14 protein-coding genes are annotated in these 14,525 nt (G+C 65.8%); 8 read left to right on the top strand and 6 right to left on the bottom strand.

All coding sequences use genetic code 11. From position 1 onward, the window contains the following. Complete coding sequence (gene pgmG, locus HT578_RS15580) at positions 1 to 1,458, top strand: phosphoglucomutase/phosphomannomutase PgmG (protein ID WP_213500609.1); 1,458 nt, start codon at positions 1 to 3, stop codon at positions 1,456 to 1,458. A gap of 72 nt (positions 1,459 to 1,530) precedes the next feature. Next, positions 1,531 to 3,993 carry a ligase-associated DNA damage response DEXH box helicase gene (locus HT578_RS15585; RefSeq protein WP_213500610.1) on the top strand — a complete coding sequence of 821 codons (2,463 nt, stop codon included), beginning with the start codon at positions 1,531 to 1,533 and terminating at the stop codon, positions 3,991 to 3,993. Between the two features lie 87 nt (positions 3,994 to 4,080). Here HT578_RS15585 and HT578_RS15590 read toward each other — a convergent pair whose 3' ends face one another. The 4 genes from HT578_RS15590 to HT578_RS15605 form a co-directional block, all read right to left on the bottom strand. Next, positions 4,081 to 4,515, bottom strand: coding sequence for an ExbD/TolR family protein (locus HT578_RS15590; protein WP_213500611.1), 435 nt, complete (start codon positions 4,513 to 4,515; stop codon positions 4,081 to 4,083). 29 nt (positions 4,516 to 4,544) lie between these two features. Further along, on the bottom strand, positions 4,545 to 5,075 hold the full coding sequence (locus tag HT578_RS15595; protein WP_213500612.1) for an ExbD/TolR family protein: 531 nt from the start codon (positions 5,073 to 5,075) through the stop codon (positions 4,545 to 4,547). 126 nt (positions 5,076 to 5,201) lie between these two features. Then, positions 5,202 to 5,975 (bottom strand): MotA/TolQ/ExbB proton channel family protein, encoded by a 774-nt coding sequence (locus HT578_RS15600; protein ID WP_039389137.1) that lies wholly within the window; start codon positions 5,973 to 5,975, stop codon positions 5,202 to 5,204. Positions 5,976 to 6,050: 75 nt separating this feature from the next. After that, the gene (locus HT578_RS15605) at positions 6,051 to 6,722 is read right to left on the bottom strand and encodes an energy transducer TonB (protein WP_213500613.1); all 672 of its coding nucleotides are present in this window, start codon (positions 6,720 to 6,722) and stop codon (positions 6,051 to 6,053) included. A 403-nt stretch (positions 6,723 to 7,125) separates the two neighbouring features. Between HT578_RS15605 and HT578_RS15610 the strand changes: the two genes are divergently transcribed. Together HT578_RS15610 and HT578_RS15615 are read left to right on the top strand one after the other, a co-directional pair. Beyond that, positions 7,126 to 7,929 (top strand): hypothetical protein, encoded by an 804-nt coding sequence (locus HT578_RS15610; RefSeq protein ID WP_213500614.1) that lies wholly within the window; start codon positions 7,126 to 7,128, stop codon positions 7,927 to 7,929. 117 nt (positions 7,930 to 8,046) lie between these two features. After that, positions 8,047 to 9,354 (top strand): homoserine dehydrogenase, encoded by a 1,308-nt coding sequence (locus tag HT578_RS15615; RefSeq protein WP_039389131.1) that lies wholly within the window; start codon positions 8,047 to 8,049, stop codon positions 9,352 to 9,354. A 112-nt stretch (positions 9,355 to 9,466) separates the two neighbouring features. On the opposite strand, the gene HT578_RS15620 is transcribed toward HT578_RS15615, so the two are convergent. Further along, a complete protein-coding gene (locus HT578_RS15620; protein WP_239026317.1) occupies positions 9,467 to 9,925 on the bottom strand; it encodes a hypothetical protein in 459 nt (152 codons plus the stop codon). A 78-nt stretch (positions 9,926 to 10,003) separates the two neighbouring features. Between HT578_RS15620 and glpX the strand changes: the two genes are divergently transcribed. Both glpX and HT578_RS15630 read left to right on the top strand, forming a co-directional pair. Beyond that, positions 10,004 to 10,981, top strand: a complete 978-nt coding sequence (glpX, locus tag HT578_RS15625; protein WP_039389129.1) for a class II fructose-bisphosphatase — start codon at positions 10,004 to 10,006, stop codon at positions 10,979 to 10,981. 194 nt (positions 10,982 to 11,175) lie between these two features. Further along, the gene (locus HT578_RS15630) at positions 11,176 to 12,111 is read left to right on the top strand and encodes a ribose-phosphate pyrophosphokinase (RefSeq protein ID WP_039389128.1); all 936 of its coding nucleotides are present in this window, start codon (positions 11,176 to 11,178) and stop codon (positions 12,109 to 12,111) included. A 20-nt stretch (positions 12,112 to 12,131) separates the two neighbouring features. Here the strand turns inward: HT578_RS15630 and HT578_RS15635 are convergent, their stop codons facing one another. Next, positions 12,132 to 13,013 carry a helix-turn-helix domain-containing protein gene (locus HT578_RS15635; RefSeq protein ID WP_239026318.1) on the bottom strand — a complete coding sequence of 294 codons (882 nt, stop codon included), beginning with the start codon at positions 13,011 to 13,013 and terminating at the stop codon, positions 12,132 to 12,134. Between the two features lie 206 nt (positions 13,014 to 13,219). Between HT578_RS15635 and hisN the strand changes: the two genes are divergently transcribed. Together hisN and HT578_RS15645 are read left to right on the top strand one after the other, a co-directional pair. Next, a complete protein-coding gene (gene hisN / locus HT578_RS15640; protein ID WP_039389124.1) occupies positions 13,220 to 14,005 on the top strand; it encodes a histidinol-phosphatase in 786 nt (261 codons plus the stop codon). 37 nt (positions 14,006 to 14,042) lie between these two features. Continuing rightward, on the top strand, positions 14,043 to 14,492 hold the full coding sequence (locus HT578_RS15645; protein ID WP_213500616.1) for a gamma-glutamylcyclotransferase family protein: 450 nt from the start codon (positions 14,043 to 14,045) through the stop codon (positions 14,490 to 14,492). The last annotated feature ends 33 nt before the right edge of the window (positions 14,493 to 14,525 follow it).

Genomic DNA, 14,525 nt, shown 5'->3' on the forward strand with positions numbered 1-14,525 from the left:
ATGGCGCTTGCCCCGGGGCCGCTCCACCCGCGCGGGGGGCATGTCTTCGACGCCTCGCTCCTGCGCGCCTACGACGTGCGCGGCATCTATGGGGCGACCCTGTTCGAGGCCGATGCCTACGCTCTGGGGCGCAGTTTCGGCTCTGTCGTGCGACGTGGATCTCCTGTCGAGACCCCGAAGGTGGTCGTCGGCCGGGATGGCCGTCTCAGTTCGCCGCAGCTCGAGCAGGCTCTTGTGGAGGGCCTTTGCGAGAGCGGCGTTGCCGTCATCCGGATCGGTCTTGCGCCCAGTCCGATGCTCTACTTCGCGGAGAGGTCATTGGAAGATGTGGAAGGCGGCATTGAGGTAACCGGCAGCCACAATCCCGCCGATCACAATGGCTTCAAGATAGTACTTGGCGGGCGTCCCTTCTTCGGGCCGGACCTTGCGCAGCTGGGCGGCATGGCTGCGCGCGCGGACTGGATGGAGGGGGAGGGCGCCGTGGAAGGGTGCGATGTCGCGCCGGATTACATCGCCGCGCTGCGCGGCGGGCTCGGCCAGGCGGACCCGGATGCGCTCTCGCGCCTGCGGGTCGCGTGGGATGTAGGCAATGGCGCTGCCGGTCCCCTCGTTGAACGCCTGTGTCTGCAGTTGCCCGGATCCCACCATGTCCTGCACTCCTGTGTCGATGGACGGTTTCCCAATCACCATCCCGATCCCACTCTCCCGGAAAACCTGACAGACCTTCAGGCGCTCGTCGCGGCCAAGAGCCTCGATTTCGGAGTTGCTTTCGATGGCGACGCGGACCGGATCGGCGTCGTCGACGGGGAGGGGCGGATTGTCTGGGGGGACCAGCTGCTGGCGCTTCTGGCGCGCGACGTTCTGGCGCAAAATGCTGGAAAAGGCGGCGGTGTGCGGCCTTCGGTCGTGGGGGATGTGAAGATGTCCGCGACCACGTTCGCACAGATCGAGGCCGCGGGCGGAGTTCCGGTCATGGCGCCATCCGGCCATTCGCACATCAAGTCCACAATGAAGGAGACGGGGGCGATTCTGGGCGGTGAGATGAGTGGCCACCTGTTCTTTGCCGACCGTTACTTCGGGTTCGACGATGGCATCTACGCAGCGGTACGGATGATGGCGCTGGTGGCGCAGGGCGGACGCTCTGTCGCCGATCTGCTCGACAGCCTGCCGCGCACGTTCGCAACGCCGGAGCTGCGCTTTGCCGTGCCGCCGGCGCGTCGCACAGCCGTGGTGGCCGAAGTGGGGGCACGTCTGGCGCAGGAGGGGCACGAGCCGGTGACGCTTGATGGTCTGCGTCTTGATGGGCCCGATGGCTGGTGGCTGCTGCGCGCATCCAACACGCAGGACATGTTGACCGCCCGCGCGGAAAGTACCTCCGAAGAGGGATTGGCACGCCTTGTCGCGCAGATCGATGCGCAACTGGCGCTATCGGGTATCGTCCGGCCGCGCGAGGCCTGAGGTGCGGCACGGGGAACCGGCCCCCCGGCGCAGGGATTGCACGAGAGGTCAGGCGGCAGAGTAGGAAAGAGGATGGCCGAGCAGGCAGTACCCCCGGAGATCACGGCGTGGTTCGCAGGCCGCGACTGGCGCGTGCGGCGCCACCAGGCCCAGATGCTGGAGGCCGCCGATGCCGGACACCATGCCCTGCTCGTTGCCGATACCGGCGCGGGCAAGACGCTCGCAGGTTTCCTGCCCACGCTTTGCGACTTCACGCCGTCACGGCTGAAGGACAAGGCGCCGCCCGAAGGGCTGCACACGCTGTACATCTCGCCGCTCAAGGCGCTTGCGCATGACGTTCAGCGCAACCTGATTGCCCCGATCGAGGAGATGGAGCTGCCGATCCGCGTCGAGACGCGCAGCGGGGACACGCCGTCGGATCGCAAGGCCCGCCAGCGCGCCCGGCCCCCGCATGTGCTGCTGACGACGCCCGAATCGCTCTCGCTGCTGCTGAGCTATCCCGAAGCGGCGGAGATGTTTGCCAGCCTGCGCCGGGTGGTGATCGACGAGGTCCATGCCTTCGCGGCGGGCAAGCGTGGCGATCTGCTTGCGCTTTCGCTGGCACGGCTCCAGGCGCTGGCGCCGGGGCTGCAACGTGCGGCGCTTTCCGCTACGCTGGCCGATCCCGATGCCTACCGGGGCTGGCTCGCGCCCTGGGGGGACCTCGATTCGGTCGCGCTTGTCGAAGGCGAGGCGGGGGCGGCTCCACTCGTCGAGATCCTGGTGCCCGAGGACGCCCGCATCCCCTGGAGCGGACACGCGGCCACCTGGGCGATCCCGCAGCTCATGGAGCGGATTGCCGCGCATCGTACGACGCTGATCTTCACCAATACCCGCTTCCTTGCCGAGTACATCTTCCAGGAACTGTGGAGCGCGAACGAGGACACGCTGCCTATCGGCATCCACCATGGCTCGCTGTCCAAGGAGGCGCGGCGCAAGGTGGAAGGGGCCATGGCGCGGGGCGAATTGCGCGCTCTTGTCTGTACCGCCAGTCTCGATCTCGGCATCGACTGGGGCGATATTGACCTTGTCGTGCAGATGGGCGCGCCCAAGGGCTCCTCGCGCCTTTTGCAGCGGATCGGGCGCGCCAACCACCGGCTCGACAGCCCGAGCGAGGCGCTGCTGGTGCCGGGCAACCGTTTCGAGTTTCTCGAGGCCTTCGCAGCCCAGGAAGCGGTCCGGGAGGGCCAGCGCGATGGTGAGGGCTTTCGGCCGGGCGGGCTCGACGTGCTGGCCCAGCATGTCATGGGCCGGGCCTGCGCGGGGCCGTTCACCGAGGCCGAAGTGCTCGATGAAGTGCGCTCCAGCGCGGCCTATGCCTGGGTGGACGCGGCCATCCTGCAGCGCGTACTCGAATTCGCGGCGACCGGGGGGTACGCGCTGCGGGCCTATGATCGGTTTCGGCGCATCGTGAAGGACCGCGATGGGCTCTGGCGCCTCACCCACCCCGAGCACGCGGCGCGCCATCGCCTGAATGCGGGTATTATCGTCGATTCCGAAATGCTCGAGGTGCGCTTTCGAAATGGCCGCTCTCTGGGCAAGGTCGAGGAAGGCTTCGGGGCGAGCCTGGAGCCGGGCGATACGTTTCGCTTTGCCGGGCTCGACCTTGAGGTCGAATCGCTCAAGGACCTCGATCTCGTTGTGCGCGCGGCGAAACGCTCGGCCACGATCCCCAGTTACATGGGCCAGCGCATGCCGATCTCGACGCATCTGGCGGGACGTGTCCAGGCGATGCTGGCGGACCGTGCAGGCTGGGCGCGGTTCCCCGACGATGTACGCGAATGGCTGGAAGTGCAGGACTGGCGTTCGCACCTGCCTGCGCCCGGGCGGCTGTTGGTCGAGAGCTTCCCGCACCGTGATCTGGCCTATACCGCGTTCTATACTTTCGAGGGCTGGAACGCGAACCAGTCGCTGGGGATGCTGATTACCCGGCGCATGGAGGACAGGGGGCTTGGGCCGCTGGGCTTCGTGGCGACGGACTATACGCTCATCGTGTGGAGCTTGAAGGCGGTGGCAGAGCCCGCCGCGCTGCTTTCACCCGATATCCTGACCCATGAATTCGTCGACTGGGTGCAGCAGAGTTATCTCCTGCGGCGGGCCTTCCGGGAGGTGGCGGTCATCTCCGGCCTGGTCGAGCGCCAGCAGCCGGGTAAGCGCAAATCGGGGCGGCAGGTCACGTTCTCGACCGACCTCATCTATGATGTGCTCTCGAAGTACGAGCCTGATCACGTGTTGATCGAGGCGGCCTGGGCCGATGCGCGCGCGCGGTTGACCGACGTGGCGCGGGTGGGGGACCTGCTCGAACGCGCGGCGCGGGAAATCGACCATGTCCACCTGGAGCGGATCAGTCCGCTGGCGGTCCCGGCGCTCTCCATGATCGGACGCGAGAGCCTGCCTGCAGGCGCTGCCGACGATGATCTCCTGTTCGAGGCCGAGACGCTGGCGGGGCTTGCCATGCAGGTGGAGCCCACGAGCGAGGATCCTGAGGCCTTGTGATCGCGCGCTCTCGTGAGCGAACATGAAAAAGGGGCGGATTGCTCCGCCCCTTGATCTGTGCTCGCAAGAGCTCGGTATCGGTTCAGCTTACTTGCTGAATTCGGCGAACTGCTCGTTGCCGACGAAACCGAACTTCGAGACGTTCGATCCCTTGATGATCTGCAGCACCTGGGCCGACAGCTCGTAGCTGGCGTTCGGCTCAGGCTGGAACTGAAGTTCCGGCTCGACTTCGTACTGAAGCGACTGCTGAAGCAGGTTCAAGAGGCCGGGGCCGTCCACCGGAGTGCCGTTCCACAGGATCTCGTCGTTCACGGTAAGAACGACCTTGTTGCGGATCGGATCGACCGGCGGCGGATCATTCGGCGTCTGCGAATTGACCGGCAGGTCGATGTTGATCGCGTGGGTCGCGACCGGGATGGACATGATGAACATGATGAGGAGGCAGAGCATGACGTCGATGAGCGGCGTCGTGTTCATCTCCATCATCGGCGCGCCGTCTTCCTTGCCGCCTGACATAGCCATGAGGGTGTTCTCCTGTTCTTGCCGGGGGCTTAGTTCGGGTCGATCGGGTTGGTGATGAAGCCAACCGTCGGGTAGCCCGAAATCTGCACGTTGTAGATCGTGCCGGCCACGCAGCGCCACGGGGCTTCCACGTCGCCGCGGATGTGCACCTGGGGCACCAGGTCCGGGTTCGACATGAGGGCCTCGGGGCCGCCCGCACGCTTGACGATGCCGTCAAGGCGCTTGAAGGCGCGGTCACGAAGTTCCTCGGCCGAGACCGGGGTGATGTTGTTGAAGTAAACGCGGCACTCACCGTTGCGCGATGCGCCTTCGTAGCCCGGTTCACCTGCACTGCGGCCGCCGTCATCGGTCGTCGACACCGTGAGGAGAAGGTTTTCGACCTTGTCCTTCGATTCGACGGCCTCGATCACCGGGATACGCAGCTTTTCGATCGTCTGGATCGCGACCGGAACCGCGATCAGGAAGATGATCAGAAGCACCAACATGACGTCGACGAGCGGCGTCGTATTGATGTCGGACATCGGTGTCTCAGCACCGCCTCCGCCCGAAGATATCGCCATAGTCTTATCCTAATCCTTGCGTTGCCTTGGGGAAGGCGACGTGCAGCGCATGCATAGTACTGTCGCCGCCTTTGGGTCCCCGGAGGTTGCGGGACCAGCGAGGCCGGTCCCGGAAGCCCGGACTGATTACGACTTGGCCGGAGCCGGCTTGGCCGGAGCAGCGGCCGGCTTCTTGGCGGCCGAAGCGGTCGAGGTGATCGGCTTAACGGCACCCTTCGAGGTGATGTAGGCAAGAACGTCGCTCGAGAAGCCGGTCAGCAGTTCGGCGATGCGCTTGTTGCGAGCCTGGAGGTAGTTGTAGGCAAGCACGGCCGGAACGGCGACGAGCAGGCCGAGTGCGGTCATGATAAGAGCTTCACCAACCGGGCCGGCGACCTTGTCGATCGAAGCCGAACCGGCAAGACCGATGGCGATCAGGGCGCGGTAGATGCCGACAACGGTACCGAACAGACCGATGAACGGAGCGGTTGCACCGACGGTGGCGAGGAACGGAAGACCACCGGCGAGGCGGGCGTTGATCGACGCTTCCGAGCGCGCGAGCGAGGCATGCAGCCAGTCGTGGGCTTCGAGTTCGTCGGTCATCTTGGCGTGCTGCTCTTCAGCAACGATGCCGTCGTCGACGAGCTGGCGCCATGCGCTGTTCTTCTCGAGCTTGGTGGCGCCGTCCTTGATGGTCGGGGCCTTCCAGAACGAGCCGCCAACTGCCTTGTACTGGCGGAAGATCTTCGACTGTTCGAACCACTTGGTGAACAGGATGTAGAACGAACCGAACGACATGATGCCGAGGATCACGACGGTGGCATAGGCGATGAAACCGCCCTGTTCGAGGGCTTCGGCGAAGCCGAACTTGTTCTGCGGCGCGGCTTCGCCGGCGGCGGCAAGGATATCAACGATAAGCATGCGAATTACCTCTCAAGAAGAATGCAGGATTATAGGGCCGTCTCACGCCAGGGGCGGGGCCCTGTATCAATGGGCTTAGTTGAGCTGGTAGACGATCGTGGTCGAGTAGCTGCTCGAAATCGGGTTGCCGGCTGCGTTGAGCGCCGGTTCGAAGCGCGCATAGCGCTCCATGCCGTCGCAAGCTGCTTCGTCCAGATCCGGGCTACCGCTCGAGCTGGTGACCTGGCAGCCGCTGGCGCGGCCTTCGGTCGTCACCGTCACGCGAACACCCACACGACCTTCACGACCCTCACGCGCGGCGCGGCTCGGGTAGTTGCGCTGGATCTGCGCGGCCCAGCGACCCTGGCTTTTCGTGGAGGCACCACGTGCCTTCGAAGGAGCCGGGGGAGCAGGCGGTGCCGGCGGTGCCGGCGGCGCAGCCGTGGTGATCACGGCGGGCGGTGCAGGCGGCGCGGTGATCACGGTCTGAACCGGCGGCGGAGCCGGCGCGATGTTGATCGGCGGCGGCGGCGCCACGATGGGCGGCGGCGGCGTATCCGGCTGCGGTTCGGGAGGCGGCGGCGGGGGCTCTTCCTCCTTCGGGGGTTCTTCCTTGATATCCACGGTGGTCACTTTGCTGATGACCTTCTTAGTTGCCTCATAGGCAAGGCCCGAGATCAGCGCATAGCCGATGAACACATGGATCAAGGCGACGATGACAATAGTGGTAAGTTTACTACCACTCATTTGCTGGTCAGCGTAAGCCATTCAGACGCATCACTCCATTACCAAGCCCCGGGCATGTACGAAAAAGCACATGTCCAAGGGCGCCGATGGCCCTCGCTGCACGCGAAGCCCATGACGAAATTCGAAATTACCCACCCTGACGGCTGACAGTCCACCTCGCGATTGTCACGCAACAGCAAGGCTTACCGCGGAGCATGTTTGTTTTATCGCCCCGTTTTGCAGTTTTCTTAGCGTTGAAGGTGCCCCTGCGCAACGCCCAATCGCAGAGCGTGGGGTTAACCTCCAATTAAGCTGCATTACCCGCATGGTGCATCGTGAGATGGATTGCCGCAAGGCTTTTCACGTCTCATAAGATTGCGATTTTGTTACGGAGTCTGATTTCATGCCTGCTGTGCGACGCCCTTTTACGATGGGTCTGGCCGCTTTGAGTTTCGTTTTTCAGGCAGGGGCCGCACTTGCGGCGAACCCGCAGTCTCCGGGCGCGGACGTGACCTTTGCGGACCTCGCCGATCTGGCCGATTCGGCCCCCATGGTGGTCGAGGCGCAGGTGACCCGGATGACCCGTCTCGGGGCCGAACGCGCACCGGGTCTGGCTCCGGGAATCGGGCGATTCTATGTCGAGGCGGATACCCGCGCCTTGCTTGTCGGCAATTCGCCGATTGGCGAATCATTGCGCTATCTTGTCGACATGCCCCTCGATTCCCGTGGCAAGGGCGAGGACCTGAAGGACCAGATGGTCATTCTCTTTGCACGCGCGGTGCCCGGGCGTCCGGGCGAGGTCCAGCTGATCGAGCCGGATTCGCAGCTCCTGTTCACGCCGGCGCTCGATGGCAAGCTGCGTGGATTGCTGCGCGAGACGGTCGCACCCGATGCGCCAGGCGAGATCACCGGTGTGCGCGAACTGCTCTATGTGCCGGGGGCGCTGGCCGGGCAGGGTGAGACTCAGATCTTCTTGAATACCAAGGACGGTTCGGCCGCCTCGATCACGGTGCGCCATGAACCGGGCAAGCCGGTCGCCTGGGGCGCCTCGTTCTCCGAACTGGTGGCCGATGTCACGCAGCCCCCCGCGCCCGAAACGCTGGAATGGTACCGTCTGGCCTGCGCGTTGCCGGAGTATCCCTCGCAGGGGGCCAATATCTCGCAGGGGTATGACGCCAAGCGGCAGGCGCAGGACGATTATCGCGCGGTGCGTCGCCAGCTGGGGCCGTGCACGCGCAACCGCTCCTGAGGTTGTGCGCGTCACGGCGCGCGAAGGCCGGTCTGCGGGCAAAGGGCAGGGCGCATGCGCAAGGCGCTGGAAAATCGCGTGCAGCTGTCCTAGGGCCCGGGACCGAAAGGGGACCCGATGACTGAACCGCTGAAGATCGCACTTGCAGGCCTTGGAACCGTGGGGACGGGCGTTGTCCGTCTCATCGAGACGAATGCGCAGCTGATTGCCCGCCGCGCCCGGCGCCCGGTGCAGATTACCGCCGTCAGCGCGCGCGACCGCACCAAGGATCGCGGCGTGGACCTCTCCGCCTACGCCTGGGTCGACGATCCGGCCGAGCTCGCGACGCGCGAGGACGTTGATGTCGTGGTGGAAATGGTCGGCGGCTCGGACGGCCCGGCGCTCGCCATTGCGCGCACCGCGCTGGCCCATGGCAAGAGCCTTGTCACCGCGAACAAGGCAATGCTGGCGCATCATGGCCTGGAGCTTGCCGAAACCGCCGAGAAGGCGGGCGCGGCGCTCAAGTTCGAGGCGGCGGTTGCGGGCGGTATTCCGGTCGTCAACGGATTGATCGATGGCGCGGCGGCCAATGCGGTCGAGCGCGTCTACGGCATTCTCAACGGCACCTGCAATTACATCCTCTCCACCATGGAGGACACCGGGGCCGACTTTGGCGACGTGCTCGCCGATGCGCAGCGCCTGGGCTATGCCGAGGCCGATCCGACCTTCGATGTCGAGGGCATCGATGCTGCGCACAAGCTCTCGCTGCTCGCGTCGATCGCGTTCGGCGCGCGGCTTGATTTCGACGCGGTCGAGTGCGTGGGCATCAGCCAGGTCAAGGCGGCCGACATCGCGCAGGCCCAGGACCTGGGTTATGTCATCCGCCTGATCGGCATGAGCGAGGTCGACACCGCAGAAGGCTCCCCGCGCCTGTTCCAGCGCGTGCGGCCCTTCCTTGTCCCGACCGGCCACCCGCTGGCCAATGTCGATGGGCCGACCAACGCGATCGTCGCCGAGGGCAATTTCGTGGGCCGCCTCCTGTTCCAGGGTGCGGGCGCAGGCGATGGGCCGACCGCGAGCGCGGTTGTGGCCGACATCATCGATATTGCGCGCGGCGAGAAGGGCCCGGCCTTCGCGATGCCCGTGGCGGAGTTGGAAGTGATGGAGCCAGCGGCCTCCGGGCACCGCGTCTCGAGCTTCTACATCCGCTTCACCGTGCCCGACCGTCCGGGCGTCCTGGCCGAGATCACCGCGGCCATGCGCGATGCGGGCGTCTCGATCGAGAGCATGATCCAGAAGGGCGATCCCGACCAGGACGGCGAGGTCATCCTCGCCATCGTCACGCACCCGGGCCCCGAATCGGGCGTCGTGGAGGCGGTGCGCATCCTCGATGGGTCGGCCAGCCTGATCGCGCCGCCGCTGGTGATGCAGATTCTGGGCAGCTGATCGGCGCCGGGTCTTCGCGGCCCGGTCCCATGCCAGGACACGAAAAGGGGCGCGCCATGTCCGTGGCGCGCCCCTTTTTCGCCTCGTGCCATTCGTGGCGGGGCCGCGGGTCCTAATCTACCCGCAGGCGCCCCTTGGCGATCTTGTCCGCGTCCGAGCCTTCGGGCGCTTCGGGGATGGTGGAGAGGTCGATGATGAGGGGCTGCTCGGGTGGGCAGGGGCCGACCACGCACATGCCGCCTGCCGTCGCCTTGCCCTTGAAAATGCCATCGCCTGCGACGTCGGGCGCACGCAGGCGACCATCGTCGGTTCCGGCAGCGCCGGTAGGATCGTCCTCAGCAGTGGAGGGGATGCGGAACTCCTCCTCATCAGGCGCGCACACGACGATCTCGCCCTGGCGGATCGTGCGCAGGCAGGCCCGGCGCGAGCGGTCGCGGGTGATCCGTCCGCTGTTGCCCAGCATCTTTTCCGCAATCGCGCGGTCCGCGTCGGAAACGTCGGAAACGGTGGGATTATCCCCTTCCTGGCCAAGCGCCGAGGTCGGGACGAGCGCGGCAAGCGCCAAAAGCACAGTTCGTCTTCTCGACAACTCAGGTTCCTCTGTTTAAGGCAGGCAAACCTTTCCTCCACGGATTAATCCGGAGTGAACATGTCTGAACATACCCCTGCCAGTAAAGTCCTCGATCGCGTCCTCGTCCTCGAAATGGTACGTGTGACCGAAGCCGCGGCAATATCCGCGTCCAAGCTTGTTGGGCGCGGCGATGAAAAGGCGGCCGATGCGGCGGCTGTCGAAGCCATGCGCAAGGCTTTCGACGAACTCTACATGGACGGCACGGTCGTTATCGGTGAGGGCGAGCGCGATGAGGCGCCGATGCTCTTCATCGGCGAGAAGGTGGGCGGCGCTCCGGGCAAGGGCCCCAGGATCGACATCGCGCTCGATCCGCTCGAAGGCACCACCATCACCGCCAAGGCCGGCCCCAACGCGCTGGCCGTTCTGGCGGCGGCCGAAGAAGGTGGCCTGCTCAACGCGCCCGATGTCTACATGGACAAGATCGCGGTGGGCCCGGGCTATCCCAAGGACGTGATCAGCCTCGAGAAGAGCGCGACCGAGAACGTCAAGGCGGTCGCGGCGGCCAAGGGCGTGGAGCCGGGCGACATCATCGTGTGCGTGCTCGACCGTCCGCGCCATGCCGACCTCATCGAGGAGCTGCGTGGCCTGGGCTGCGGCGTGGTGCTGATCGGGGATGGCGACGTGGCCGGTGTCATCGCGACCACCGACGAGAACACCAACATCGACATCTACATGGGTTCGGGCGGCGCGCCCGAGGGCGTCCTGGCGGCGGCGGCTCTTCGCTGCGTGGGCGGCCAGTTCAACGGACGCCTCCTGTTCCGCAACGATGACGAGCGTTCGCGCGCCCGCAAGTGGGGCATCGAGGACCTCAACCGCATCTACAAGCTGGAAGACCTCGCCAAGGGCGATTGCATCTTCGCGGCGACGGGTGTGACCGATGGCTCGCTGCTCGATGGCGTCAAGCACTTCAAGAACGGCAAGCTGACCACCGAGAGCGTGGTCATGCGCGCCAGCTCGGGCACGGTGCGCTGGATCAAGGGCGAGCACACGATCTGAGCGCAGCGTTCTGACAGCTAACGAAAAAGGCCGGTTCCACGCAGGTGGATCCGGCCTTTTTGCTGAAAGGGGCACGCCGCGCGCAGCCGTTTACGACGCGCAAAAAAGCGGGGCGTCTCTATTGCATTTGGGTGACGGGTCACTAAGGGCGGGCGCGTTCTGGCCTCACGAGTGGCATTTTTCGGGGATTCGCAATGAAGATCATGTCGGGTAACAGCAACCTTCCGCTGGCGCGCGCGGTTGCCGCCTATCTGGAGCTGCCGCTGACCGATGCCAGCGTGCGTCGTTTCGCGGACGAGGAAATCTTCGTCGAGATCCACGAGAACGTGCGCGGTGAAGACGTCTTCGTCGTCCAGCCGACCAGCTACCCGGCCAACGACAACCTGATGGAACTGCTGATCTGCATCGACGCGCTGCGCCGTGCCTCGGCGCGCCGCATCACCGCAGTCGTTCCCTACTTCGGCTACGCCCGCCAGGACCGCAAGCCCGGCCCGCGCACGCCGATCTCGGCCAAGCTGGTCGCCAACCTGATGACCGAAGCCGGCGCCGACCGCGTCCTCTCGGTCGATCTGCACGCTGGCCAGATCCAGGGCTTCTTCGACATCCCCACCGACAACCTGTTCGCAGCCCCCGTGATGGCCGCCGACATCCAGGCCCGCTATGGCGACCAGTCGCTGATGGTGGTTTCGCCGGACGTGGGCGGCGTGGTGCGCGCCCGTGCGCTCGCCAAGCGTCTCGACAACGCGCCGCTCGCGATCGTCGACAAGCGCCGTGACCGTCCGGGCCAGTCGGAAGTCATGAACATCATCGGCGACGTCCAGGGCCGCGCCTGCATTCTCATCGACGACATCATCGATTCGGGCGGCACCCTGTGCAACGCGGCGCAGGCGCTGATGGACCAGGGCGCGGCGAGCGTCACGGCCTACATCACCCACGGCGTGCTTTCGGGCGCGGCGGTTTCGCGCGTGAACAACTCGGCGCTCAAGGAACTGGTGATCACCGATTCGATCCAGGCGACCGAGGCCGCGCAGGCATCCGACCGTATCCGCATCCTCACCATCGCCCCGCTGCTGGGCGAGGCGATCCGCCGCATCGCGGACGAAAGCTCGGTCTCGAGCCTGTTCGACTGATCTATCTGCGCAGAAGGCCCTCAGGCGGGGGCCTTCTGCCAGGGGCGTGCATCGCCCGGAGCGATCCGCTTGAGGTCTTCGAGGCGCCGCGCCTGGCGGGCCTCGAGCGACAGCGTCAGCAGCGGCTGCGCCGTTGCGGCAAACTGGCCCGGCGAGACCCCGAAGAGATCCGCGAATTCGTGGATCAGGTGACTTTCATCGTAATAGCGCAGCATGATCGCTTCGGCTTCGGAGCGGTCGCCCACCCCGCGCAGGTGGCTGGCCATGTCGAGCGCGCGCGCGCGCCGCAGGACCTGCTTGGGCGGTAGCCCGTAGTCGCGCAGGATCACCCGTTCCAGTCGCCGCCGATCCACCCCGCAGTCGCGCGCGGCCTGCGCCACTGTCATCGAGGGCGTGCGGTAGGCCAGTTGCTCGAACTGGACCGAGATCGGGTCGGGTACGGCGCCCCCTGTTTCCTCCACCCGTTCGCGAAACAGGTCTTCCAGGGCTCGCGCCCAGTCCTCGGGAGTCCCTTCAGGTGCGAAGCGGGCGAGAAGTTCGTCTTCGGGAAGGCCAAGGTCGCCCGTGCGCACCAGCCGGTTGACGATCTCGCCCAGTGGTACGCCTTTGAGTGCCGTGCTGGCACCGGGCCGGATGGCAACGCCGATGTTGGTGAAGCTCCCCGAGACGCGGACAGGCATGGGATGGGTCTGCGGGCCGAACAGGCAGGCGGAGCGTTCTGCCTCTTCCCAGCCATTCGCGGTCTTCGCGGCCCAGCGCCCCGCAAGCTGCAGACGCAGGCATGCGATGTCGTTGAACTGGCTGCATTCCAGGGTGTAATCCGGGGGCAGCACGACCTTGCTGATGTAGATCCGTCCGATCCACGGCGCCAGATCACGCGAAGGCCCGCGATTGTAGGACATCGGTTGTCCCGCAGGTGTGACGCCGAATTCGGGAACGATAAGGGGATTGAAGGCGGGCGCCTTTTTCTGAACCAATTCCTGCCCCTGTCTTATGCTCCCTCGGCTTGGGCCTACTCGCGGATTCGGTGAGCGACAAGCGCCAATCACGCGCGATTGGTTGCACCTGTGTCTTGACCTTGCCTCCACGCTGGGAGAACAGGGCCGCCATGACGATCGAACAGGACCTCGCCCTTGCCCTGCGCCTAGCCGATGCGGCCGGCGAGGCTATTCGCCCCTATTTTCGCGCCGCCAATCTCGACACCGAGAAGAAGGGCGATGCCTCGCCCGTGACCGTGGCGGACCGCGCGGCCGAAGAGGCCATGCGCGAGATCCTGCGGGCCGAAGCGCCCGAGGACGGCATCACCGGTGAGGAATTCGGTACCGAGAAGGGCACCTCGCGGCGTGAATGGGTGCTCGATCCCATCGATGGCACGGTCTCCTTCGTGGTGGGCCGCCCGATTTTCGGTACCCTGATCGCGCTGCTCGTCGATGGCTGGCCGGTGCTGGGCGTGATCGACCAGCCGATCCTGGGCGAGCGCTGGGTGGGGGCGAGTGGTCGCGCCACCACCTTCAACGGAAAGCCCATCGAAACGCGCCGCTGCCGCGAACTGTCGGATGCGGTGCTGGCCACGACGGGCCCGCACTACTTCGACAATCACCAGGGCGAGCACTTCATGGCGCTTGCGGCCAAGACCGACCACAAGCGCATGGTCATGGGCGGGGATTGCTACAACTACGGCCTGCTTGCCTCGGGCCATATCGACCTTGTCTGCGAGGCGGGCCTCAAGCTTTACGATTGGGCCGCGCTTGTCCCGATCGTCGAGGGGGCAGGCGGCATGATGTGCGACTGGAACGGCGATCCCCTGCACGCGGCTTCGGAAGGGCACGTGCTGGCGCTCGGCGATCCGGCGCGCATGGAGGACGTGGTCGAGGCGATGGTCTGCAACCATTGAGTGTGCGCCGCCCGGCGGCGCGCAAGGGCGCGCAGGGGTGAACGCGCCGCGCCGCTTCTTCTTCTACGGTACGTTGCTTGCAGGCATGGAAACCGCACTTACGCGCCGGATCCATGCCCACCTTCGGGTCCTGGGGCCTGCGCAGGTGCGCGGGCGCCTTGTCGCGATCCCCGATCCTGACGGGTGGTATCCCGTGCTTCTCCCTGGAGAGGGGCGGGTCGCAGGGATGCTCTACGCGGCACGGCCCTCCTTCTCACGCGCGATGCTAAGCGAACTCGACGCCTACGAGGGTTGTAGTCCCCGGACGCACGGGGCGGGCGAGTACCGGCGCGCGGCGATCGGCGCCCGGTTGGATGATGGTCGCTGCCGGGCCGCGCAGGCGTATCGCTATGCACGTCCGCTGCCGCGCGGGAGCCTCGAGCTGCCCGGTGGCGACTTCGCGCGCTGGCTTGTGGACACCGGAGCTTCATCCTTTCGGCAGGCGTAATGCCTCTGCGCACTTGTATTCACAGGCTTAGCC

It is taken from the genome of Novosphingobium decolorationis (assembly GCF_018417475.1).
Lineage (GTDB): Bacteria > Pseudomonadota > Alphaproteobacteria > Sphingomonadales > Sphingomonadaceae > Novosphingobium > Novosphingobium decolorationis.

Bases quoted from the DNA above. Each gene is read 5' to 3' on its own strand.
- pgmG (WP_213500609.1), top strand. From the start codon at position 1: ATGGCGCTTGCCCCGGGGCCGCTCCACCCGCGCGGGGGGCATGTCTTC.
- HT578_RS15585 (WP_213500610.1), top strand. From the start codon at position 1,531: ATGGCCGAGCAGGCAGTACCCCCGGAGATCACGGCGTGGTTCGCAGGC.
- HT578_RS15590 (WP_213500611.1), bottom strand. From the start codon at position 4,515: ATGGCTATGTCAGGCGGCAAGGAAGACGGCGCGCCGATGATGGAGATG.
- HT578_RS15595 (WP_213500612.1), bottom strand. From the start codon at position 5,075: ATGGCGATATCTTCGGGCGGAGGCGGTGCTGAGACACCGATGTCCGAC.
- HT578_RS15600 (WP_039389137.1), bottom strand. From the start codon at position 5,975: ATGCTTATCGTTGATATCCTTGCCGCCGCCGGCGAAGCCGCGCCGCAG.
- HT578_RS15605 (WP_213500613.1), bottom strand. From the start codon at position 6,722: ATGGCTTACGCTGACCAGCAAATGAGTGGTAGTAAACTTACCACTATT.
- HT578_RS15615 (WP_039389131.1), top strand. From the start codon at position 8,047: ATGACTGAACCGCTGAAGATCGCACTTGCAGGCCTTGGAACCGTGGGG.
- glpX (WP_039389129.1), top strand. From the start codon at position 10,004: ATGTCTGAACATACCCCTGCCAGTAAAGTCCTCGATCGCGTCCTCGTC.
- HT578_RS15630 (WP_039389128.1), top strand. From the start codon at position 11,176: ATGAAGATCATGTCGGGTAACAGCAACCTTCCGCTGGCGCGCGCGGTT.
- HT578_RS15635 (WP_239026318.1), bottom strand. From the start codon at position 13,013: ATGTCCTACAATCGCGGGCCTTCGCGTGATCTGGCGCCGTGGATCGGA.
- hisN (WP_039389124.1), top strand. From the start codon at position 13,220: ATGACGATCGAACAGGACCTCGCCCTTGCCCTGCGCCTAGCCGATGCG.